This is a genomic window from Kitasatospora sp. NPDC001095 (genome assembly GCF_053598615.1).
Genome location: NZ_JBSFKQ010000007.1, coordinates 1 through 22,962, shown reverse-complemented (window position 1 = coordinate 22,962; position 22,962 = coordinate 1). Strand labels below are relative to the sequence as shown.

Here is a 22,962-nt window from a genome sequence, read left to right as displayed (position 1 = left end):
CACGTGGGCAATCCCGCGCTCCAGCCCATCCTCGACCTGCCGAGCGTCGAGCAGCACCACGACGAGCTGGGCAACTTCTTCGCCTCCACGACGGATAGGCGCATCCGGGTCGGATTCATCCCCGAACAGGACTGGGACACCCTGTGGAAGATCGCCGTCTCCCCCGGCGCGGACGCCTTCGAAGCGCCCAGCTGGGTCGCGAACTTCTCCACCGACACCCCGATCGAGATCGTCAAGTCCGTCACGACCGAACTCGCCCACATGTACCGCACGGACGGCGACGCCTGGCTCGACGAGCGGACCGCCGGCCCCCTGGAGTGGATCGCTCCCTACGCCGAAGCCGGATGGTCCCCCCAAGGCGTGGACCTCAGTCGACTCACGCTGCACTCGCCGGACGGCCTGGCGAGCATCACCTACCGGCGAGCGGGCCTGCTGCACACCGCCGATGCCGAACAAGCCGGCCAAGACGGGCGGTTCACCATCGGAACGGTCAAATCGGCAGGCTGGTATGGCCGGTTCAGCGGCGGCACGCCCGCCCGCATCCTCCAAGCCGCGTCCACGGCGATGCTCGACCCGACACCCGTCCCGCGCTACCAGGGTGCGCTCGGCTACTACACCAAGCAAACGGCCACGATCACACCGATCACCCAGCCCGCCCCCAGCCCCCTGGACGTCCAGCGGGCCGCACGGCTTCGCTCGGTCTCCGCGCCACCCCCGAGCGCACCGTCGGCCGCGCCGGCGAGCGTCGTGTGGACCTCCAACACGCCCGCTGCCCGGCGCCGCTGAACCGCGACGGCCGGCAGCCTGCCTACGCACGAGGAGTACACCATCACCAACCCCGCCTCTGTCACACCGCGCCACCTCGCCGGCGCAGGCGATCCCGAGACCGTGTGGAACGTACTTGCCGAGCGCGGCTGGACACCCGGCCACGAGGACGGGATGTCCACGAGCCCCTGCCGACGCGTGAGCATCGAGCACACCACCGACGACCAGGAGGAGGTCTGGCGTCTGAAGGCGCGGACGGAGCTGGCCTCCGACTCCATGTGGACGGTCGACATCAGCCGCCGCACCCCGGCCGAGATCGTCGCCGAAAGCATGGGGCACCTCGCTTACGATCTCGACCGCCACGGTGACAAGGCAATCCACGGTCCCGGACCCGCCACACCGCTCAAGAGAGCGCTCCATCGCCAGGACTGGTACCTCGACGAGGTCTACGGCAACAGCACCGCCGTCTACGGGTCTCCCGGCGAAGGCCTGGACACCATCCAGCTGTACCACTACAAGGTCGGACGGAACGAGTCCGCCCAGGACCCGGACCGCGTCGCCTTCCACCTGCTGGCGGGCCAGCAGCCGCAGGCATTCGACCCCACGTACCAGGGGTGGTTCATCGGGTTCCACGGTTCTGTCCCCCACACTGTCGTGGCCCGGATGCTCGAAACCGCGTGCAACCCTGCTCCCGTCGCCCGCAGCGTCGACCAGATTCCCCAGCTCCACCGCGCCGGCGTGACACTGATCTCCCGAGCCCAGGCGGCCAAGGCGCCGACCCGCGCCGACGACGGGACCTTCCGATCGGCGACTCAGCAGGCTGTCGCGCCCGCGCCACCGGCACCCACCCGTCGCACCAGGTAGACCCCCACTGGCCGCCACCCGCGCTCGCAAGGACACCACCATCACCCACACGATCAGGCGACTGCCGGGCAACCGCACCATCGCGACTGGCTCCCTCGACCAACTCGCACTCAAAATCCTGCAAGGCCACGGGTTCACCGACCTGCAGACCGCCAACGGGGCGAGCATGCAGCTCCGGCTTCCCGCGTACCTCAACGAGGCAGCGCAGAACGCCGTCGCCGTCGACGCGGCGAACCACCTTCGCAGGTACGGGCTCGCCGTCGAACTCGACCCGAAGCTCGGCAGACGGTCGCCCAGCAGCTACTTCGTCGCCGCCCATGTCCCCGACCCCGGTCGTGACCTTGCCCAGTTGACCGACCGCCTGGTCGAACCTGACCTCGACCACCAAGACGTGGCGCGCCACGCCGAGATCGTCTTCGGCCGCGACGGCGCCCTCGCATGCCTCACTGCCTTCACCGATTCCCTCGCCGCGTGGTCCGCCCGGCTCGGCCACCTCCCCGGCGACGACCTGTCCGACCATCTCGCCGAACAGACCCGCCTCCTCGGCGAGATGCACCGGCAGCTGGCCGACACCGCGGTGCGCATCAAGGTCCTCGAAGCCCTGCCGGAGGACAGCCGCCTTCCGCGCACCCGGCGCAATGCGGCAACCGCCACCACCCAGGCCCACCCCGCCGCACCGACCCCGGCGGAGCCCACCGCACCAGCCGCACCCGGACAGCCGGGCTCACGCCGAGCGCGCTGATGGCCGACATCACCTTCGGCACGTTCGGCACCACGGTCGTCGCCATCGGCGGCAGCCCGAGCCGACGCCCCGACGCAGCCCGCCAACTGGACCAGGCCGGCTTCACCTACCTCCGGGAGATCGGCATGCACGAACTCCCAGCCGGCATCTACGCTCATATTCCTAGCCGAAACGCCCACTAAGAGGGCGTTTTAGCACATTTAATCCTGTAAATGGCTTATGGCCATGCCGCTTTGGTGATGTTATGCCCGATAGATCAGCAACGCCCCTCCTAGGATCAGAGGAACGGCTGTCCGTCTCGCCCGCATCTATGCCTTGAAGTCCGTCTGGTTTGAAGAAGTCACAGAAACGCCCACTGGGTCGTGGAGCAGGGCCCTCCGCCCCATCCGTGCTGACGCTGTGTCATGACCGAGCGCAAGCCGTACCCGAGCGATCTGTCCGACGCCCGATGGGCCCTCATCGAGCCGATTCTGACAGCATGGAGAAAGGCCCGGCTCGACCGCAGGCCCACCGGCCAGCCGGCGAAGGTCGACCTGCGCGACGTCTTCAACGCGATCCTCTATGTCAACCGCACCGGAATCCCCTGGAAGTACCTCCCGCACGACTTCCCCAACCATGGCACCGTCTACGCCTACTATGCGGCATGGCGCGACGAGGGCATCTTCGCCCAACTCAACTACGAACTCACCGGATTGGCTCGAGTAAAGGAAGGCCGCAAACCCGAGCCGACCGCCTCGGTGATCGACACCCAGAGCGTGAAGACCTCCACCAACGTGCCCCTGGCCAGCCAGGGAACCGACGCGGCGAAGAAGATCGTCGGGAGGAAGCGCGGCATCCTCACTGACACCATCGGCCTGATCCTCGCCGTGACCGTGACCGCCGCGAGCCTGTCCGAGAACACCCTGGGAATCCACCTCCTCAACCAGGCCAAGAAGACCTACCCGAGCATCTCCAAAGCCTGGGTCGACACCGGCTTCAAGAACACCGTGGTCGAACATGGAGCCGGCCTGGGAATCGACGTCGAAGTCGTCAACAGAAAATCCAACGTCCGCGGCTTCCACGTCGTGAAAAGGCGCTGGGTGGTCGAACGAAGCTTGGGGTGGATCATGCTGCGTCGCCGCCTGGCCCGGGACTACGAGACCCTGCCGGCCAGCTCCGAGGCCATGATCCACATCGCCTCTATCGACAACCTCTCCAAGCGCATAACGGACGAGACCACACCAACCTGGCGAGGAACCTACTAGGACATAAAGGGCAATCTGCCTACTTCAAACGCCCTCTAAGAAGACATCTCATTTGGGGAGTCTGCGGGTGCAGATGATGGCTGCTGCGATGCTGGCGAAGGCGGCGAAGTGGTCGGCCTTGCGTTCGTAGTGGCGATGGAGGCGGCGGAACCCACCGAGCCAGGCCGTTGGGTCGGCCGCGCGGCGAGGTGCCTGCCGTGGCAGGTCCTTTTCCGCGCGGCCTCCCGCCGAACCGGACATGACGGTTTCCCGGTCATCCGGCTCTCCAGTGATCACGACGTGAGTGATCCGGCCGTTCGCGCCTCGTGGATACGGTCGTGACAAGTGCCGCAGGCCACGAGGGTTTTGCGGCGCCGGTCGAGCATGACGCGTGCCCAGTCGGACGGCGGCCATCCGGCACGCGCGAGGTCGGCGAGGGCCCGGACGTGATGCACCTGAACATCACCGACGGCCCCGCAGACCTCGCATGTGTCCGCCAGGAGCCGGGCGATCAGCTCCTTCTGCGGATAGTCCACCCCGACAGGCCGACGGTCGGTGATCTTCGCCGACCGCTGCTGCTGAAGAGGGATTCCACCGAACCGCGCCACCAGTGGCTGCCTGTTCTTCCGTTCGATCCGGGCCTCGAAGCAGACTCGGGGCCCGTTGGCCGTGTCGACTCTGGCCTTGTGCCTGGCGGCCATCTTCGTCACGGTCGAACGGTGCTTGGCCGCAAGGGTCTTGAGCATGGAGGTCTCCATGACCCATTGCAGTCGGTGCAGCCGGAAGACGTCTCCGGCGAGCAGGTAGTACTGGACGATGCCCCGGTAGACGGCCCCGAACGTGGCGACGATCGCATGATCGCCGCTGTTGATCAGGGCCGCTCGCCTCGCGGGTTTGCCGCGGGCGAGGTAGGGCTCGCATTTGGCCTTGATCACGTCCCGTGGGACACGAAGGGCGATCTGGCCGTTGACCCTGCGGTAGCGGCCGGTCTTCTTCGTGTCGTTGTGCTGGGTCGTGATCTCGTAGCCGAGAAACCGTGCCGCCCGGGTGCGGGCGTGGGTGACCAGCGTCTTCTCCCGGGACAGTTCCAGCTTGAGTTCATCACGCAGGAACTGAGCCAGGCGGTGCTTGATCTGCTCGGCCTCGGCCTTGGGTCCGGTAAATCCAAGGAGATGGTCGTCTGCGTAGCGGACATAGCGAAGCCTGCGATATGACGGATCGTTCGGATCCGCACTCGGCAGACTCACCATCCGCTGACGCAGTGCCCGGGCCTGGACCCGGTCACCGCGCCGGCGGGCTTTCGCCAGCAGATTCTGCAACGCCAGATATGCCGGGTTTCTGGCCCGGCGCTCTCCATGGGTGTACTCCGGGATCAGAACTTTCTCGACGAACTCGTCCAACTTGTGCAGGTAGATGTTGGACAGGATCGGGGAAGCCACTCCGCCTTGCGGCGCTCCGGAGAGCGTGGCACCCCATTTCCAGTCCTCCAGGTATCCGGCATTGAGCATGTTGCGCACCAGCCGCAGGAACCGCTGGTCACGGATCTTCTCGCCGAGGATCGACAGCAGGACCTGGTGGTCCAGGCTGCCGAAGCAGTCGGCGATGTCCCCTTCGACGAACCAGGAAGTCCCGGTCCAGGTGTGGGCCACCTCCCGCAACGCGGTGTGGCAGCCCCGACGGGGACGGAACCCGTGAGATCGGTCGGAGAACGTCGGCTCGTAGTACGCCTCCAAGAGCAGGCGGACCACCTCCCCGACGAGCTTGTCCGACCAGGTCGGCAGCCCCAGCGGGCGTGTTCTCCCGTTCTTCTTCGGGATGTGCACGCGCCGAACCGGACGGAAGCGGTAACGCTCGTGGCGCACCGCCTCGATGATCCGGTCGATCTTCCGCTGCGACATGCCGTCCACGGTTTCCGGTGTGACCCCGGGCGTCATCGCGCCGTGGTTGGCGGAGATGCGACCGTAGGCCAGCAGATACAACTGCGGGTTGAACAGCTGTCGATACAGTTCCTCGCACGGCAGGCCACGCCTGCCGCGCTCACGCAGGACACCCAGCACCGTTACGGCGCTCTGCATTTCGCATACCTCCCCATATCCGGGTGTCCGAATCACCTGGCCCCCTTCGCCCTGCGGACGGCTTTCCCGTCCTCCCCGGCCGGGCGCGACTCCGGCGACTACTACGGGGCCTCCGTCGCCATAGGACTCGCGTCCCGTAGGCGATCCCACGTTCGTCTCTGTCTGTACGTTCTAGCGCGACCTAGGCGTCCCACTCATCTCCTTGAATGTCCTCGCTGGACATCGCTCCGAACTCCGGAAGTGCACCACCTCAACCAATCGATGGCAGTGCAGAGTGCGGCGTCGGTTTCAGTTGTCTTTCCGACGGATGGGAACTTGCATCTTCTGGAGATTGGGATTCAAACAATCCAGTCTTCGCCATATCGCGCGGGCCGCTCAGCACACCGCCCCTGACAACTGGACCCGGTCACCGATTTTCTGACATGCTCTTGTCCCCTTCACCTTTCGGATCCAGGTGAGTCATTCGGCCCAGGAACCTCCTTCCGAGTTCCTCCCGACTGAGCCGGGGATACAAACAGAGCGCCTCGTGGCGCACACGGTGCGCTCGATCACCCAGCGGTGCCGGCCGAGACGGCTGGACGAGTCGATGCCGCGGCGGGCGATGCGGGCCGGGATCTGCCTTCGGCGCAGGTAGGAACGTATGAAGCGGTGGTCGTAGGCCTTGTCGCCGTGCAGCTTGCCGGGCCTGCGCCGTCTCGGGCCTCGACGCGAGCGGATCGGCGACGCGAGCACAGAGCACGCACCACGGATGGGCGTAGAGGTAGGCCCGACGGATGCGGGGCCAGCGAGGGCCGTACGCGCTTCCGCCCGGCGTGCCTCGCTGTGCGTCCGCCTCGGCCTGGTGGTCGGGGCAGCGACCACCACGGGCCGTCAGCTCGGGGCACCCGGGGACCGAGCACGGGGGGCGTGGCCTGCGTGGCATGGCGGTACCCCCGATCTGTCTAGAGTGATGGTTTGCTGGCGGACAGTCATGGGAAGATCCGCATGCGTCGGCGCCGAGCCGGCCAGTGAGGAGGCAGCCATGCCCGAGACCACGCCCAACTCAAAGGGACCGGCTCCGGTCCAGCTCACGCCGGAGACGACCGAACCGGCGCTGATTCCGCCCGACCAGGTCAAGCCCGAGGACGTTGGCACGCTGTCGATCGAGTACCGCGACGGTCAGCCCGTCATCGTCGTCAGCGGCGGGAGGTACATCCCGGCGGGCCTCACGGTCGTGGATGGCTCCGGGAACGCTGTTGCGGCGTATGCGGTAGGTGTGTCAACTGGCCGGTCACTCCGGGAACCAGGGCTCATGGGTGTGAATTTCATGTCCGATGACGGCGTTGTCACGGATGAGCTGGTGGCCACGGCGGGTGGCGTCCGGTTCATCGACTACTCGGGCAATGCGTAGCGTCAGCAGTCAGCGCCTCCACCGCCCCGTCCTGGTACGCGCCGCCCGCTTCCTGCGTCGGGGCAGTGTCAGCACAGCCACAGAACCCAACCGGCAAGGAGACAGCCATGTCCGAGACCACGCCCGAAGCCAACTCCCACGGCCCGGCCCCGGTTCAGATGTCGCCCGAGCAGATGGCAAGCCTTGGCCTGACTCCCGCCCCCGACGGCACGGCACTCGCGCTGATCCCGGCGGACCAGGTCAAGCCCGAGGACATCGGGACTCTCTCGATTGAGTACCGCGACGGTCGGCCTGTCATCGTTGTCAGTGGCGGGACGGTGATCCCCGGCGGTATTACGGTTGCGGATGAGTCAGGCAACGCTGTCGCGGGGTACGTGGCGGCCAGCGCCCCCAAGGGCATGACGATCTTCGACGTCAACCCGACCGGCCTGACTTATTACGACATTATTCGGTGATTAGCTCGCATTATTGCCCAGCACGGGCTCTGAGAGGGCGTTTTAGCACATTTAATCCTGTAAATGGCTTATGGCCATGCCGCTTTGGTGATGTTATGCCCGATAGATCAGCAACGCCCCTCCTAGGATCAGAGGAACGGCTGTCCGTCTCGCCCGCATCTATGCCTTGAAGTCCGTCTGGTTTGAAGAAGTCACAGAAACGCCCACTGGGTCGTGGAGCAGGGCCCTCCGCCCCATCCGTGCTGACGCTGTGTCATGACCGAGCGCAAGCCGTACCCGAGCGATCTGTCCGACGCCCGATGGGCCCTCATCGAGCCGATTCTGACAGCATGGAGAAAGGCCCGGCTCGACCGCAGGCCCACCGGCCAGCCGGCGAAGGTCGACCTGCGCGACGTCTTCAACGCGATCCTCTATGTCAACCGCACCGGAATCCCCTGGAAGTACCTCCCGCACGACTTCCCCAACCATGGCACCGTCTACGCCTACTATGCGGCATGGCGCGACGAGGGCATCTTCGCCCAACTCAACTACGAACTCACCGGATTGGCTCGAGTAAAGGAAGGCCGCAAACCCGAGCCGACCGCCTCGGTGATCGACACCCAGAGCGTGAAGACCTCCACCAACGTGCCCCTGGCCAGCCAGGGAACCGACGCGGCGAAGAAGATCGTCGGGAGGAAGCGCGGCATCCTCACTGACACCATCGGCCTGATCCTCGCCGTGACCGTGACCGCCGCGAGCCTGTCCGAGAACACCCTGGGAATCCACCTCCTCAACCAGGCCAAGAAGACCTACCCGAGCATCTCCAAAGCCTGGGTCGACACCGGCTTCAAGAACACCGTGGTCGAACATGGAGCCGGCCTGGGAATCGACGTCGAAGTCGTCAACAGAAAATCCAACGTCCGCGGCTTCCACGTCGTGAAAAGGCGCTGGGTGGTCGAACGAAGCTTGGGGTGGATCATGCTGCGTCGCCGCCTGGCCCGGGACTACGAGACCCTGCCGGCCAGCTCCGAGGCCATGATCCACATCGCCTCTATCGACAACCTCTCCAAGCGCATAACGGACGAGACCACACCAACCTGGCGAGGAACCTACTAGGACATAAAGGGCAATCTGCCTACTTCAAACGCCCTCTGAGAGGTCCGTGCTGGGGCGTCATGCTGTCAGAACGGCGGAACCGTCGTCCCGAAGTCCGTGCGGGTCTTCCCTCGGTGGCAGGTGCGGCACAGTGGCCACACGTTGTCGTCGGTGTCCTCGCCGCCGAGGGCGAGCGGGGTCCGGTGGTCTACGTCGACCAACTCGGCGGGGAAGCCCTCGCCGCATAGCCCGCAGACCGCGGAGCCCGCTCGGTCGATCCGCTGGCGAAGCCGCTCGGCGCCGCTGTAGTGGCGCGAGACCAGGGCTTGCAGCCGTCGGCCGGACCGAGGGGCGGGCTTCGTAGGCCCTGTGGTGGGCTTCGCAGCGCCCTCGGTGAGTCGGGGGCGAGAGGCAGTCGACACAGCGCACGGTGCCCCCTTCATTCGATCGTTGGCGGGCCCGAGCAAGCCGGGGGCTACGCATAGTCGCGGGGTGGCAGGTGCGCATCTCATGGCAAGTTGAGTCGTTGATCAAGGCATGAAGACACGCACGGTACTCGCGGCTCTTGCCCTCGCGGCTGCTCCCCTGCTCCTGGCGACTCCCACGCAGGCAAATGCGAAGACCGGATACATCAAGCAGGGCCCGTTGGTGCCCGAATGGGACTTCCTCGCCAACTTCTTGAGGCTTGACGGGACCAGGCAAGACGCCACGGTGTTCACATACGACCCTGCGACGCATCATCAAGGCTGATCATGGCCACCAGGACGACCGTCTAAGACCGTGTCCTATGTGGTGAGGCGGGCCAGTTGCTTGTAGCAGCAGAGGGTGGCGGCGAGGCCGAGGAAGGCCAGGTAGTTGCGGGGGTCGCGTTCGTAGCGGTGGTTGAGTCGGCGGTAGCCGGTCAGCCACGACATCGTGCGTTCGATGACCCACCTGCGGCGTCCGAGGCGCTCGCTGGACTCGATCCCCTTGCGTGCGATGCGGACGCCAATGCGTTTGCCGCGCAGCCATTTTCGCAGGTGGGGAACGTCGTACGCTTTGTCGGCGTGGAGGCGTCCGGGCTTTCGGTAGCGGGCGCCCCAAGTGTGCTGTCTCATCAGGTGGGCCTCGATCACGGGCTTCAGGGCCTTGCTGTCGTGGGTGTTGCCCGCGGTGACGGCGACGATGAGGGGCAGTCCGCCCGCGTCCGACAGGACGTGCATCTTGGAACCCGGCCTGCCCCGGTCCACGGGGCTCGGACCTGTGAGTCCGCCCCTTTTTTGGCCCTGACGTGGGCGGAGTCGAGCACGACGCGGGAGACGTCCAGCAGGCCGGTGTCGTCCAGGCGCTCCAGTACCAGCTCGTGCAGCCGGCCCCACACGCCGGCCCTCGACCAGATGAGGAAGCGGCGGTGGACAGTGGACTTCGATACTCCGAAGCAGGGCGGCAGCGCACGCCATGCACACCCGCTGACGAGCACGTAGACGATCGCGGCGAACAGCGTCTCATCAGGCGTGTTCGCCGTCCCGCCACCCTGCGGCCGCACCCGGTCCGGCGGGATCAGCGGCTTCGCGATCTCCCACAGTCCGTCCGGAACAATCCAACTCCACGTACCCCGCCCCATGCCCCAACCAACGAGCCATCACCACATAGGACACGGTCTAAAGCCCCGCTACGTACGTACGTGACAACAACGCTCGCCCGTCCGGCCCTGGTTCTGCCGAAGGAAGCTGGCATGTTCCCAGGTCAGATGGGCTGACCGGTGACATCTACAGCAGTCAGTCTCACGTAGCTGTCCTATCGGACCGGCGACGCCATCAGGAAGTGCTGCTCCCGGTTGAGGCGGACCTTGTGGAACCAGTGGGTGACTTCGGCGTTGGACGGCATCACCCGCATGTCCTGCAAGAACCCGGGTCCAGAACTCTCCGCGAGCCGCTGCACGGAAGGTCGGCCGCAGTAGTGATCCGCCGTTCAATGGCTGGCTCTCACTGGATGCCGACACCGTGATGGCCCGCTGAGTGTGATCGATCGGTCGTCACGCCCTCCAGGGTCGGTTCGGGTACCTGCTTTCAGCCATTTTGGTAACTTAACGTAGGCATACGGCTTCTAAGGGTGTCCACCTGGCTACGCTCCCTCTCAGCGGACACGTCAGGCCTGGCACCGTGGCCGGCGCGTGATTCCGCCTTCCCCTTTTGCTGCGAGTAGAAGGTTGGGCCGCTGTGACAGCACGCGTGGAAGACGTTCGGAAGCTCCTCGAACAGGCGGCCGCAGGGGGTGTGGTCGAGATTCCGGCGTCTGTCCTCGCCGATCGCGACGCCGCCGAACTCGTGTTCCGCCCGGGTCCCGTGCGCGTTGACGGCGCGCAGGGTGATCCGCAGGCCATGGCGGTCAGCGGCCTGGCCTCGACCACCGCCTCCACGTCTGCGGTCCCGGTACGCATCTCGTTCTCCACGGACGGCGAGTGGGTGACCGGCATGCTGGCCGTCGCCGATCTCGGCGAGGACCGGACTCTGGTCCTGGTCGACGGCGCTCCCGCCGGCACCGCGTTGGCGCCCGGGGCATGGGCGCTGGCGGGCGGCCGGGCTCTGCGGCTGGTCCAGCGCGCGCCCGCACCGCCGACCGACCCCGGACGTCTCGATGGCCTGGGCCGCGCCCTGCCGGCGGTGCGCCATCGCGACGGCGCCCCACGCGAGCGCGTCCCGCAAGCACTGGTGACCGAGAACGGCATCCTCACTCCCCGTCCGGGGCCGCGCCGCCGCAAGGGCGTGCGGGTCCTGGAGGGCCCGTCGGTGCGCGGCTGGTCGCCGATCGACGCACCGGGCGGGGAGAACGGGTTGAGCGTCGACTACTACAGCCCGCCGCTGCGGATCGCCGGCGCGCTGACCGCGCTGCCGGCATCCCCGCCGTACAAGGCGGTGGTCGGCGGGGTGCTGCTGGTCGATACGGGGGCCTTCAACGGCTCGGCGATGGGCGCCTACGTCGTCCCGAGCAACGGCGCTGATCCGTCCCTGTTCGCCTACGGCTCCCTCGGCAGCCAGGTCGGGTTCGGGCCGCCGCTGTTCCAGGTGCGCGGCATCTCCGCCGGGTTCGGCTGGAACAGTCGCGTGCGGGTCCCGGCGGCGGACGCGCTGGGCGACTTCCCGTTCCTGATGGCTTTGGACAATCCGGGTGCGATCGGCGCAGACGACGAGGAAGTCGACCCGTTGAGGGTCCTCTCGGCGCTGATCGGCGGCGGAAATCCATGGGTACGACCCCAGCAGGGTGACCTCTGGTTCGCCGCCGGCCTGGCCTTTGACTGCTTCGAGACGTTCAGCGGCCGCGCCCTGGCGCTGGTACAGACCGGTTCCGACCTGACGATCAGCCTGCTCGGCGCCGCCGGGATGCAGCTGCCCACCAAGAGCAACAAGAAGATCGCCCGGGTGGAGATCGGCATCGAAGCCACCCTGCGCCCGACGGCCGGGGAGCTGAGCATCGGCGCGGCGTTCACCGAGAAGACGTTCCTCATCGACCCGAACTGCAAGCTGCGCGGCGGCGTGGGCATGAAGTTCTGGTTCGGCAACCACCCGCAGGCCGGCGACTTCGCGTTCATGCTGGGCGCGATCCCCGCAGGACTGGAGCTGCCCGCACGCTACCCTCGCCAGCAGCCGGCCGGCCTGACCTGGGGCGTCGGCTCCACCGTCAACATCACCGGTAACGCCTACGCCGCGTTCACCCCCAAGTCCCTGATGGCCGGCGGGTCCCTGAACGTCGTCTTCCAGTCCGGCATGCTACGCGCCTGGCTCACCGCCCGGGTGGACGCCCTGCTCGAATGGAACCCCTTCTACTTCGACGTCGGCATGGGCATCCGGGTCGGGGTCTCGGCGACCATCAAGGTCTGGTTCGTCAAGGTCAGGATCTCCGTCGAGGTCGGTGTCAGCGTCCGGGTCTGGGGCCCCGCGGTGGGCGGCGAGGCGACCGTCCACCTGTGGTTCATCTCCTTCACCATCGGCTTCGGCGCCGACCGCCGCAATAAGGTCCCCGCGCTGGACTGGGGCGGCTTCCAGGGCATGCTGCCGCCGCCGGAGAACATGGTCCGCATCACGGCGGTCGCCGGATACACCGGGGAGGGTGCCCCGCCCACCCGCGGCGCGGTCAAGCCGTGGCTGGTCAGCAACGGCGGCCTCACGTTCACGGCTGACACCCAGGCACCCGTCAGCAAGGTCTACCTTGACCAGAGCAGCACCACGCCCGTCACCACCGACAGCACGGTGGACATCCTGCCCATGCACGTGCGGGGCAAGGGCAGCGAACTGCGTATCTGGCTCACCTACAACGGCCAGGCCTCGACCATGACGCCGTGGGGCCGAGCGGTGCTGCGCGGCAACGTGCCCAACGGCCTGTGGGGCCAGGAGCCGGACGCGCCGAACGACGGGATCATTACCGACCGGGTCCTCGGGATCCGGCTTTCGTCGCCGCCGGTCGACCACGGCACCTCCACCGGGTTCCTCGACGAGCAGGCCATCTCCTTCGACCCGATCAACCCCGACGGCAACCAACCCCTCTCCGGGGAGTCGGCCACCGGCCCCGTCCCGACCCGTCCCGGCGGGGTGATCGCCGCGATCCAGAGCGGCATCGACGCCGCCACCCGCGACAGCCGCGCCGCCCTGGCCCAGGCACTCAAAGGTCTCGGCACGGACCTTGGCGTTCTCGACACCGACCTGAGCGGCTACGCGAACGCCATCGGCACTGCGTTCACCGCCGAGCCGATGCTCGTCGCCGGCTGACCGGACGCGCCGCATCGGGCCGCCCGTACCGTCACCCGCTCGCCGGTCCCCGTCGCCGCGCCCGCACCCCTTGCCCAGCCACCCCCGCGTCCTGTCGAAAGGCACGCCCTGTGACCACCACGTCCGAACCCGGTCCTGCGCCGCGCACCAGCGAGCCGGGCGCCGAGCACCGCACCCGCTTCTTCGACCACCGCATCCCCTCGCTGTACGCCGGCCGGTACCGGATCGACAACCGGCAGACCTTCAAGGACCTCGGCGGTGCGGACCGCGTCATCGACGCCACCCCGCAGCCCTTCGACGTCGTTCAACCACGCTTCAGCGTCGACCCGACCGGCATCAACGCACAGTTCCCCGTGCCGGACGCCGTCGGCACCTACAGCCAGACCCTCGCCCACATCAACCTCGACGCCCCCGGCCTGCCCTGGGCCCGGGCGCTCGGCGACGGTCAGCCGGGTGCCGTCCCGTGGATGGCCCTGCTGGTGTTCCGCGAGGACGAGCTACCCGAGGACCGGGACGCGGTGGGCCTGGTCACCACTGGCACCGTGCGCCGGCTCCTGAACGGCGCCCTCGGAAACGGCAAGCCCCCGGCTCTCCCGGCGGACAGCCTGCGCCCCGACGAGTACGAGGAGCAGTGCGCCACTGTCCTCGTCCCCTCCGCCCTCTTCGACGCGGTGAAGCCGCTGCCCGCCGAGATGGGCTACCTCGCGCACCTGCGCGAGGGCGGGCGCCCGGACGCCACCCGCGCCGGCACGGACCCGGAGCCCGACGAGGGCGAACTCAACGCCGTCCTCGTCGCCAACCGCTTCCCCGCCGCCGCGGGCGGGCGCCACGTCGTCCACCTGGTCTCCCTCGAAGGATTCGACCAGTACCTGACCATCCCCGCCCCCGCCGAAGGCCTGCGTCTGGTCTCCCTGGTCTCCTGGTCCTTCACCACCCAACCCGACTCCGGCGTCGGGTTCGGCGACCTCGCCCAGCACCTGGCCACCACCGACGGCACCATCCCGCGCCCGGCGGACGAACTGCGCCTGCGCGTGCCGGCCGTCGGCCCAGCAAATCCGGCCGGTCCGCAGAAGGAGGCCCTTGACCGGATGGCGGGCGGCGCCGTGGCCCTGCCGCAGCGCCTGGAGACCGGCGAGCGCACCTTCGCCTTCTACCGCGGCCCACTCACCGCCCAACCCGTCCAAAGGCTTCCCGACCCGGCTGCGACCCGTCTGGACTCCCCGGGCGAGGCCTTGATCTACCTGCAGCAGTACGGCGTCTTCGACACCGCCTACGCCGCCGCGTTCACCACCGGCCGCACCCTCGCCCTCGCCGACGCCGAGTTCCGCAGCGCCCTGCTGGAGTTCCGCTCCGCCGCCCGGACCGCGGCCCGCCGCCTCGCCTCCCACCCGGAGCTCGCCGCCCGCGCCGTGACCGCACTGACCGGCCGTCACCTCACCGCACCACTGGCCTTCGAAGCCTTCGACCGGCTCCTCACCGCCGACGGCCACGGCGACGGTGCCCGCCTGACCCGGGCCATCGACCAGGCCGGCCCCCAGCTGCGCGCCGGCCGACGCCGCACTGCGGCCCGCGCCCGCCGCAGCCCCGCTGACGCACGTGCCGTCCTCGCCCAGCCCGGCGTGGCGGATCTGCTCACACAGGCCGCCCCCGACCAGTTCGCCAAGGTCACCGCCTGGCTGGACACGCTGCGCCGCCTGGAGCCACTGAGCCTGTCCCACCTGGCCCCCGACCTCCGTGCACTGCCAGCCGAGAGCATCCGCTTCGCCTACCTCGACGCCGGCTGGGTGCGGGCGGCGGTCGACGGCGCGCTGAGCGTCGGCGTCGGCCACGCCCTGGACGCCGACCTCAACGCCCTCGCCACCGGCGGCGGGCCGGTCCCGAAGTGCGCGGTGCTGATCAACTCCAGCCTGGTCCCGAACTGGCCCCACACCATCGCCACCGCCTACGTGGGGCAGCGCACCGTCGAACCGGTCCGCGATGCCGTGTTCGGCACCGAGGTCCGCCTGCTGCTCTTTCCGGAGGTCATCGACCGCTTCGAGCTGGCGGAGCCGCCGCGCGGCCTGTGCTTCGGCATCGGCGACCGGGGCACCATCGAGCTGCGCGAGATCACCGGAGACCGGATCGGCCACCCCATGGGCGAGTTCCCCCCACCCCCGCCGGCCGACGACAGCCGCTTCCGGCGTTTCCTGCGTCCCGGGGGCAGGGACGTCCTCAACGTCGACGGCACCGGCGACGCCCTGCTGCCCGCCCTGTCCGAGGCGCACGGGGTGGCACGGATCTCCTCCGCGCAGTTCGCCCTGCAGATGATCAACGCGCCGCAGGCACAGACCTTCTCCCGGCCCTGAGTGCCCGCCCACCCCCGCACCGACGAAAGGACCCGGGCCATGTCCGTGGACACCACCCTCATCGTGCCGGTAGAGGTTGCAGCCCTCGCCGTCAACCGGCAGACCCGCGACACCGCGACACCGCACGTCTTCCACCGCTGGACCACCAACTTCAAGAACATCGGCGAGGGCGTCCCCCCGGAGCCCACCCCGTTCTCCAGCCCCGAGGAGTGGACCGGCCGGGAGGAGCGCCTCGGCGTCTATCTCCAGTGGGAACTGCCCGCCGCCCTCACCCGCGGCCGCCACGACGAGGAGGAGGGCGTCGGGGACTTCCCCCTGGTGCCCAACCGGTGGCTCGTCGTACGCCACGCCGACAGCACCCGCGCGCTCAAGGCCTGGATCGTCGAGAGCGACTACCTCGACCCCATGAACGGCACCGTCTCCTTCCAGAACCCCGACTTCGACCCCGACAGTGAAGAACCCGCCGCGACCCTGATCGGCAGGTGCCACGAACTCACCGGCCCCTGGCGCGAGCCCACCGACCGCCACGCGCCGTTCCTCACCGCGATCGGCCCCGGACTGCCGGCCTTCTCCGTCTTCCAGCCCTACAACAGCAACGTCTTCTCGATGCACGACACGCTCCTCGACGGCCCGGAGGGCGAACTCCCGTCGCAGGAACGGCTCAGCTACTTCGTCGCCGGCTGGTACGCCCAGCCGGACAGTGACATCCTCGCCGGCCCCGACGACCTCACCGTGCTGCTGGAGCGCCTGCAGTGGACACCGCCCGTCGGCTCCGGCAGCGGCATCCGCTCCTCCGTCTACTCCGGAACGGTCCTGGGCCTGGACTGGGACCTGACCGGCCCCGTCCCTGACTCGCCCTGCCCGAAGCCGGCCGACGTCACCCCGATCGTGTCCAACAGCATCGCCGAAGCCGTCTCGGAACTCGGCGCCCGGGCTGACGGCGAAGGTGCACTTTCCGGCGACGAGGCCGACCTGTTCCGGGCCTTCCTCCTCGGCGGCATCGACGCCCTGGAGGAGCGCGACCGGCCCGAGGCCGACATCCTCACCGACCGCCGTGCCCACGACAGCGCCTTCGGCCCCGTCGCCGGCGGATACCGCTGGTTCATCGGCGAACGCGGCGAGGAGACCGGCCGCACCACCTCCCACGCGGCCCGGGCGGCGGAGGCCGACACCGTCGCCGAGCTCAACCGCCGCCAGGCCGCCCACGACGCCACCGAAGCCGAACTCGACACCGCCCGCGAACACCTGTACCACCTGTGGTGGCTCACCCACCTGTCGAAGAAACCCTCCGACTTCACCGCCCGCATCGCCGACGAGCTCGACCCCGGCTACGAGGACGGCGCAGCCGGACGTGTCGTGGCCCTCGCCCGCGACCTGGCCCTGCAGCGCGCCGAGCTGCCCTGGGGCAAGAGCGAGGCGGACCTGGCGGCCCGCATCGACGCCCTGTACCCGGCCTACGGCGCCCGGGCCGCCCGCAGGCTGATCCGCGTCCCGGCCCAGGACTTCGAGTACAGCGCCGACCCGGTCGTCACCCTCCAGGGCGCCAACCTGCACGCCCCGCTCACCCGCGACACCGCCCTGCCCTGCCGCACCCCCGAACGCCTGGTCACCCGTGCCTCCGGCATCACCACCACCGACGTCGCCGACGTCGCCGCCCAGATCGACCTCACCGGCCAGCAGCCGCCCTGCTTCCCCGCGCTGCTCAGCGAGTTCCTCATCCTCGACCGCGCGCTGAAGACCGGCGCGATCCGGGACGTCACGGGCACCCTGCCCGAGTACGGAATCACGCCGTGGGCGATGCCCTGGCAGCCGCTGTTCCTACTGTGGAAGGCCGAATACTTCCCCCTACCGCTGCGCGACGGCGAAACCGCGCACTGGGACTTCGTCGACGGCTCCCGCTACCAGTGGAAGGGCACCGGAGAGCCCGGCACCCCGCTGATCGTCTCCGGCCGCCAGACCCTCGCCCCCACCGCGGGCCACATCGTCGACGGCACCCTGCAGAGCTACGCCCGCGTGCGCGACCAGCTGCCCGCCGACGCCCTGCGGCACGTGCGCTCCCAGGCCCGCGAAGCGGACTACCTCTCCCAGACCCTCGACGGATTCGGCGCCGCCATCGCCCAACGCCAGCCCCTGGCCGGCCTCCAGCCCGCCGGCGACCTCGCCGCCCTCATCGGCAACGGCGACTACCCCCCGCCGGACCCCGGCGGCATGCCCGCCAGCGACTGGGACGAGTGGCCCGACTCCACCTTCCAGGAGCTGCGCGCCGGCCAGCTCGCCTTCCTCGACCTGGCCGTCGTCGACCGTTTCGGACGCTCCGTCAACCTCATCACCAACTCGTCCCACTTCGCGCCCGAGATGCCCGACACCATGCGCCCGGCTCACCCCGTCAGCGACTACGACAGCGACCGGCTGGTCGAACTGGGCCCCCGTCTCCTGCAACCGGCCCGGATGCGCTTCGACTTCCTCGCCGCCACCACCGATGACGACACCGACCTGACCCCGGGGGCCAACCCCGTCTGCGCCTGGCTGCTGCACAACCGTCTCGACCAGTCCCTCGTCGTCCACGCACTCGACGGTGCCGCGCTCGGCGAACTGCGCGTTACCCGGAACGGCAACGGCCAGCGGGAAGTCTTCTGGTCCGCCCTGCCCGGCTCCCAGGTGACCCGCTTCGAGCAACTGCGGGACATCTCCAAGCACGCCTACCGGCTGCTGAACGCCGTGAAGACCCGCGGTCCGCAGACCTTCGACGCGTTCCGCGCCACCGTCGACCGGGCCCTGCAGACCATCGATCCGGACGGCCCGGCCGACCCCGGCCTCGGTTTCTTCCTCGGCCGACCCCTCGCCCTGGTCCGCACCCGCCTCACCATGGACCTGCGCGGCCCCCTGCGCACCGACGTCAGCTGGCCGAACCTCTTCGACACCACCTCGACCTCGAAACTGCCCACCTACCCCTGGACGATCCGCCTCGGCGAGGCGCAGCAGAGCGACGACGGCCTGGTCGGATACGTCCTCGACGACGACTACGAGCACTTCGAGACGGTCGTCGACCCGTCCGTCGGCGGCGGGGAGTACCTTCGGCCGATCGGCGACAAGCCCAGTCTGGCACTCGACTTCGGTGAGAACAGCACGGCGGTTGCCACCGTGCTGCTGGACCCGCGGGCGGCAGTGCACGCCACCACCGACATCTTCGCCACCAAGAAGGTGTTCGTACCGCAGGAGTTCACCGATCCGGCGATCGCCCGCATGAGCGTGAACTTCCGCACCGGCCCGCTCCTGGCCGCCACCACCGCCCTGCGCGGCCCGCAGGGTGAGGGCGAGGAGACCGTCCTTATGCCGACCCCGGCCGGCGTCGTCGGCACCTGGACCTGGTCCGAGAACCGCGGCGGGGACTGGGAGAGGCTGCCGATTCTCAGCCAGGACCAGTACGACCTCCCCCTCGCCGAACCCGAGATCCGCTCCGGCTTCCTCACCCTCGACGACGCCGCTGCCCACGCCCGCACCGATCACTGACAACCACGACCGCCGCCACGCGCCGCGCCGCCCCGGGGCGGCGCGGCCCAACAAGCCCAAGGACCAGCCTGTGACCGTCGTGATCCAGACCCAGGACCCCGTCACCGCAGCCGACGATGAGCCGCTGCTGTCGTATCAGATCACCACCATGCCGAGCCCGCTGAAGGCCTCACCGGGGAACCCGGAGGTCCCCGAGGAGGTCGGGGAGGTCGTCATCTCCGTCTCCCGGCAGAGCGGCACCCCAGCCGACGTCGAGTGGATCAGGGTGAAGGTCCCGGCCGGCACGATGTCACCCGACCTCGCCACCGACCTGAACAAGATCAGCCCGAGGATCAGCCTCACCGACTGGACCGTGCGGCTGGACTCCGCGGCCAAGGAGTTCGTCTGCGCGCCCACCGGCAGCCACGCACCGATCGGCCCGGACACCGGGTTCACCATCCAGCTGTCCGACATCCCGATCAACCGGAAGGTCGGCACCGCCCCGGTCACCGTCACGGAGAGCGCTCGCACCGGGACCACCGCCTTCAAGGAGAGGAAGGCGATCTTCAACCTGGGCAAGTTCCCGGCCGACTTCTACCTGCGGAACTTCCTGTGTGAGCCCTCCATCATCCCCAACGGCGGCGACGTCAAACTGACCTGGGAACGCTCCGCCAACGCCACCTACGAACTCCTGTATCCAGGGTTCAACTGGGACGTCACCAACCGCACAAGCCTGGACATCGAAGGCATCAAGTCCGACACCACGTTCTACCTGCGAGGAACCACCGGCGACCCGTCCAACCCCGTCGTGAGGATCCTCTCCACCCACCTCACCGTCATCAAACCCGACCTCGACATCGGCAACCTCATCGTCAACGGCACCGTCCTTGCGAAGGGCGACGTCACCATTGCGCCGGGCAAGCAGCTGGCCGTCCCCAAAGTCGTCGGCAACGGCGGTCACATCGACGTGGGCAGCAGCATCCACCAGTCGTCCGGCGGCATCTCGGTCAACAGCGGCGGCCTGACCGTCGAAGGAAGTGCCACCATCTCGGATGGGCTCACCGCCACTTCGGTGACAGCCCGCAACACCCTGACCGCCGGCTTTCCAACCGCCGCCAGTGCCTTCCCCGAGGGCACGGAGGGTCACACGGCCGACAAGATGCTGGACGGCCGGGACGACACCCACTACAACGCGAGGTTCAACCCAAGGGTCAACGACTGGGCGATGGTCGACCTGGGAGTCGTCCGCCACATCACCGGGGTCGAGATCCACTTCTACGCGGGCATCCTCGCTGGAAGGCTCGAAACATCGACCGATCAAACCAACTGGACCTCAAGGGGGGCGCTCACACCCAGCGGGGGGGTATACCGGCACCCCATTAACCCTCCAGCCGAGGCCCGATATGTCCGTGTCCTCGTCACCGTCGGCCAGCTCTTTCCATACGGTATCTGTCAGTTCCTCGTCACCCCGCGCGCTGCCCTCACAGTCGACGTCGACCCGGGCGGCACGCTCGGAAGCAACCAGCCAACCGCTTCCGCCGATGCAACAGCTGTGACGAACAACGGTGGCCCACCGGCACAAGCAGACACGCACCCTTCTCCCACGGAGGCCCCCCTCCCGCCGGCAGACGCGGACGCCCAGGACGGAACGGGCACGTAAGTGCGGCTGCCAGGAAGGCCGACGCCACCCTGGCACATGCGCCAGGAACCGGCACCACGGTCCTGGACACCCGGCAGCCACCGGCCAAGGCTGCTCCTCTGGCCGGGCCCGGGAGCCGCTCCGGCGCCCTCTGGCGAGCTGGACGTCGCCGGCGAGCTCGGCGATTCAGGCGCCGTCCCGGATGGCGCCGTCGGCTTCGACGGCCGGTGTCCAGGCAGAGGCCGGAACCAGGAGGACGGCCTGGTGGATGACCTCGGTGATGGCCATCCCGGCCGACTAGTAGTGCTTTGTTAGGTGGTGTCGTAGGTCTGCCATGGGGTGGGTTGTCGGCAGGTGGGGCAGGTGCCGGTCCAGGTGGCGATGAGGTGTTGGAGGAGGTCCAGGGCCTGGCCGAAGGTCAGGCCCTGGACAGGACTTTTGGGAGGGTGCGCTGTTCGGTGAGGAACAGGTGGGCGGCGCTGACGAGGGTGACGTGGCGGTGCCAGCCGATCCAGGAGCGGCCTTCGAAGTGGTCCAGGCCGAGTCGGGTCTTCAGCTCGCGGTAGTCGTGTTCGATCCGCCAGCGTGACTTCGCGAGTCGGACGAGGTCCTTGGCGGGGATGTCGGCGGGCAGGTTCGAGATCCAGTACTTGACCGGCTCCGCCTCGCCTTCCGGCCACTAGGCGATCAGCCAGGTGAGCGGGATGGTGCCGTCGTCGGCGGGCTTGGGGCGCCGTCCGGCGAGCCGGACGCGCAGGAGGACGAAGTGCGCACTCATCGCGGCTTTGGATCCCTTGCGCCAGGTCACGCTGCGTCCGGCCCGGCGTCCGGCGGCCAGCACGTGCTCGCGCAGCGGAAGCGGGCGGGTGCGGTAGCGCGGCAGTGGCCGCGGGCCCAGGCCCCCGTAGGGCGGCCGATACGGTTCGGCGTCCTCCCGGTGGGCGGTCATCTCGCCCTTGGCCTGCAGCACGTAGGCCAGGTGGCGGTCCTCCAGACCGTGGCGGAAGTCGGCGTTCGCCCCGTAGGCGGCGTCCGCGACCAGCACGGCGGACCGCAGCCCGGTGGAGGCGAGTTCGTCGAGCATCTCCAGGGCCAGCTGCCATTTCGGCCGGTGGCGGGCGTCCGCGGGGATCCGGCACGCTGCCCTGCGTGCGGCCGCCTCGGGCCCGTCCCAGGGCTCCGGCAGGAACAGCCGCCAGGACAGCGGGCAGGAAGCGGTGTCGGAGAGCGCGTGGACACTGACCCCGATCTGGCAGTTGCCGACCTTGCCCAGAGTGCCCGAGTACTGCCGGGCGACCCCGGGCGAAGCCATTCCGTCCTTGGGGAAGCCGGTGTCGTCCACGGCCTACACCTCGGGCCGCACCGCCCGCACCGCCCGCCGCGCCAGGCGGGCCCGTACGTCCTCGACCGGCCAGGTCGAGGACGTCATGAACTGCTGCAACGCCTGGTGGTCGACCCCGAGGCGTTCGGCCATCGGCTGCATCGACTTGCGCCGGCCCTCCAGCAGCAGCCCCCGCAGGTACAACCCGCCCTTGGCCCGCTGATCACAGCGGGCCAAGGGCGCGAACACCTCCGCCGCGAACTCCTCCAACCGACCCCGCCACAACGCAAGCTCCCCAGCCCTCATACCAACAGAGAACTACCGACCACACGATGCGACAAGCCTCCTAACAAAGCACTACTAGTCCAGGGCCAGGACCTCGCCGCGGCGCATGCCGGTGCCGAGCAGGACCTCGAACGGGTCGCCCAGCTGGTCGGCGTACTGCTCCGCGTTGTGCTGCAGGAACGCCGTAAGGCCTTCACCCTCGCCCCGCCAGTGGCGGAACTGCCACCGTCAACACCGACGACCTGCACGTCCGACTCACCAACATCCGGGTCAACGCACAACCCGGCATCACCCAGCTCGGGATCGAAGAACACAGCACCGACAGTCAGGGCAAGGCCCCACCCCCCGAAGGGTCCGTCTGGCCCTGGCCAAGTACCCGGTCCGCTAGCAAAGGGACGACTGAAAAAGCCGGCACCGCATCTGCTCAGCCTCACGACACCGCACCGCCCCTACCGCTTGCTAGCCCGGTCCTTCGCACATAACGAGTTCGGATGAACTGGTGATGCGACCGGTATCCCGGTGGGATGCCAGTCGTTGGACCCGGCATGCCGAT

General features: G+C 68.6%; 16 protein-coding genes and 2 pseudogenes. 12 read left to right on the top strand and 6 right to left on the bottom strand.

Annotated elements, in window-relative coordinates; genetic code table 11:
• Nucleotides 1-3: 3 nt before the first annotated feature.
• The 5 genes from ACWDBB_RS08825 to ACWDBB_RS08805 all read left to right on the top strand — a co-directional run bounded on the left by ACWDBB_RS08825 (nt 4) and on the right by ACWDBB_RS08805 (nt 3,615).
• Nucleotides 4-786, top strand: a complete 783-nt coding sequence (locus tag ACWDBB_RS08825; RefSeq protein WP_449788903.1) for a DUF317 domain-containing protein — start codon at nt 4-6, stop codon at nt 784-786.
• Nucleotides 787-939: 153 nt separating this feature from the next.
• Nucleotides 940-1,629 (top strand): DUF317 domain-containing protein, encoded by a 690-nt coding sequence (locus ACWDBB_RS08820; RefSeq protein ID WP_449789080.1) that lies wholly within the window; start codon nt 940-942, stop codon nt 1,627-1,629.
• 166 nt (nt 1,630-1,795) lie between these two features.
• Nucleotides 1,796-2,371 carry a hypothetical protein gene (locus ACWDBB_RS08815; protein ID WP_449788902.1) on the top strand — a complete coding sequence of 192 codons (576 nt, stop codon included), beginning with the start codon at nt 1,796-1,798 and terminating at the stop codon, nt 2,369-2,371.
• Nucleotides 2,371-2,553 (top strand): hypothetical protein, encoded by a 183-nt coding sequence (locus ACWDBB_RS08810; RefSeq protein ID WP_449788901.1) that lies wholly within the window; start codon nt 2,371-2,373, stop codon nt 2,551-2,553. Before ACWDBB_RS08815 ends, ACWDBB_RS08810 begins: the two co-directional genes overlap by 1 nt.
• A 222-nt stretch (nt 2,554-2,775) precedes the next feature.
• A complete protein-coding gene (locus ACWDBB_RS08805; RefSeq protein ID WP_449788896.1) occupies nt 2,776-3,615 on the top strand; it encodes an IS5 family transposase in 840 nt (279 codons plus the stop codon).
• A gap of 48 nt (nt 3,616-3,663) precedes the next feature.
• Here ACWDBB_RS08805 and ACWDBB_RS08800 read toward each other — a convergent pair whose 3' ends face one another.
• From ACWDBB_RS08800 to ACWDBB_RS08790, 3 genes and pseudogenes are all read right to left on the bottom strand, one after another.
• Nucleotides 3,664-3,891, bottom strand: coding sequence for a hypothetical protein (locus ACWDBB_RS08800; protein ID WP_449788900.1), 228 nt, complete (start codon nt 3,889-3,891; stop codon nt 3,664-3,666).
• A complete protein-coding gene (locus tag ACWDBB_RS08795; RefSeq protein WP_449788899.1) occupies nt 3,888-5,669 on the bottom strand; it encodes a reverse transcriptase domain-containing protein in 1,782 nt (593 codons plus the stop codon). Before ACWDBB_RS08795 ends, ACWDBB_RS08800 begins: the two co-directional genes overlap by 4 nt.
• Before the next feature lie 534 nt (nt 5,670-6,203).
• Nucleotides 6,204-6,377: pseudogene (locus ACWDBB_RS08790) on the bottom strand (IS5/IS1182 family transposase); the annotation flags it as partial.
• 313 nt (nt 6,378-6,690) lie between these two features.
• Here ACWDBB_RS08790 and ACWDBB_RS08785 point away from each other — a divergent pair.
• From ACWDBB_RS08785 to ACWDBB_RS08775, 3 genes are all read left to right on the top strand, one after another.
• On the top strand, nt 6,691-7,059 hold the full coding sequence (locus tag ACWDBB_RS08785; protein ID WP_449788898.1) for a hypothetical protein: 369 nt from the start codon (nt 6,691-6,693) through the stop codon (nt 7,057-7,059).
• 107 nt (nt 7,060-7,166) lie between these two features.
• Nucleotides 7,167-7,514, top strand: a complete 348-nt coding sequence (locus tag ACWDBB_RS08780) for a hypothetical protein (protein WP_449788897.1) — start codon at nt 7,167-7,169, stop codon at nt 7,512-7,514.
• Nucleotides 7,515-7,769: 255 nt separating this feature from the next.
• The gene (locus ACWDBB_RS08775) at nt 7,770-8,609 is read left to right on the top strand and encodes an IS5 family transposase (protein ID WP_449788896.1); all 840 of its coding nucleotides are present in this window, start codon (nt 7,770-7,772) and stop codon (nt 8,607-8,609) included.
• Nucleotides 8,610-8,674: 65 nt separating this feature from the next.
• Here ACWDBB_RS08775 and ACWDBB_RS08770 read toward each other — a convergent pair whose 3' ends face one another.
• The gene (locus ACWDBB_RS08770) at nt 8,675-9,031 is read right to left on the bottom strand and encodes an HNH endonuclease (RefSeq protein WP_449788895.1); all 357 of its coding nucleotides are present in this window, start codon (nt 9,029-9,031) and stop codon (nt 8,675-8,677) included.
• Nucleotides 9,032-9,373: 342 nt separating this feature from the next.
• Nucleotides 9,374-10,191, bottom strand: a protein-coding gene (locus ACWDBB_RS08765) for an IS5 family transposase (RefSeq protein WP_449788894.1) whose coding sequence is annotated in 2 segments (ribosomal slippage) — nt 9,374-9,834 and nt 9,834-10,191 — 819 coding nt in all. Because the reading frame shifts where the segments join, the coding sequence is not laid out codon by codon here.
• Between the two features lie 757 nt (nt 10,192-10,948).
• Between ACWDBB_RS08765 and ACWDBB_RS08760 the strand changes: the two genes are divergently transcribed.
• The 4 genes from ACWDBB_RS08760 to ACWDBB_RS08745 all read left to right on the top strand — a co-directional run bounded on the left by ACWDBB_RS08760 (nt 10,949) and on the right by ACWDBB_RS08745 (nt 20,824).
• Entirely contained in the window at nt 10,949-13,330 is a 2,382-nt protein-coding gene (locus ACWDBB_RS08760; protein ID WP_449788893.1) for a DUF6603 domain-containing protein, read from the top strand.
• Nucleotides 13,331-13,440: 110 nt separating this feature from the next.
• Nucleotides 13,441-15,675 (top strand): hypothetical protein, encoded by a 2,235-nt coding sequence (locus ACWDBB_RS08755; protein ID WP_449788892.1) that lies wholly within the window; start codon nt 13,441-13,443, stop codon nt 15,673-15,675.
• A gap of 39 nt (nt 15,676-15,714) precedes the next feature.
• Nucleotides 15,715-19,185 (top strand): hypothetical protein, encoded by a 3,471-nt coding sequence (locus ACWDBB_RS08750; protein ID WP_449788891.1) that lies wholly within the window; start codon nt 15,715-15,717, stop codon nt 19,183-19,185.
• A 70-nt stretch (nt 19,186-19,255) separates the two neighbouring features.
• Nucleotides 19,256-20,824 (top strand): discoidin domain-containing protein, encoded by a 1,569-nt coding sequence (locus ACWDBB_RS08745; protein WP_449788890.1) that lies wholly within the window; start codon nt 19,256-19,258, stop codon nt 20,822-20,824.
• Nucleotides 20,825-21,221: 397 nt separating this feature from the next.
• Here ACWDBB_RS08745 and ACWDBB_RS08740 read toward each other — a convergent pair.
• Nucleotides 21,222-22,430, bottom strand: a pseudogene (locus ACWDBB_RS08740) (IS701 family transposase).
• Nucleotides 22,431-22,962 lie beyond the last annotated feature (532 nt).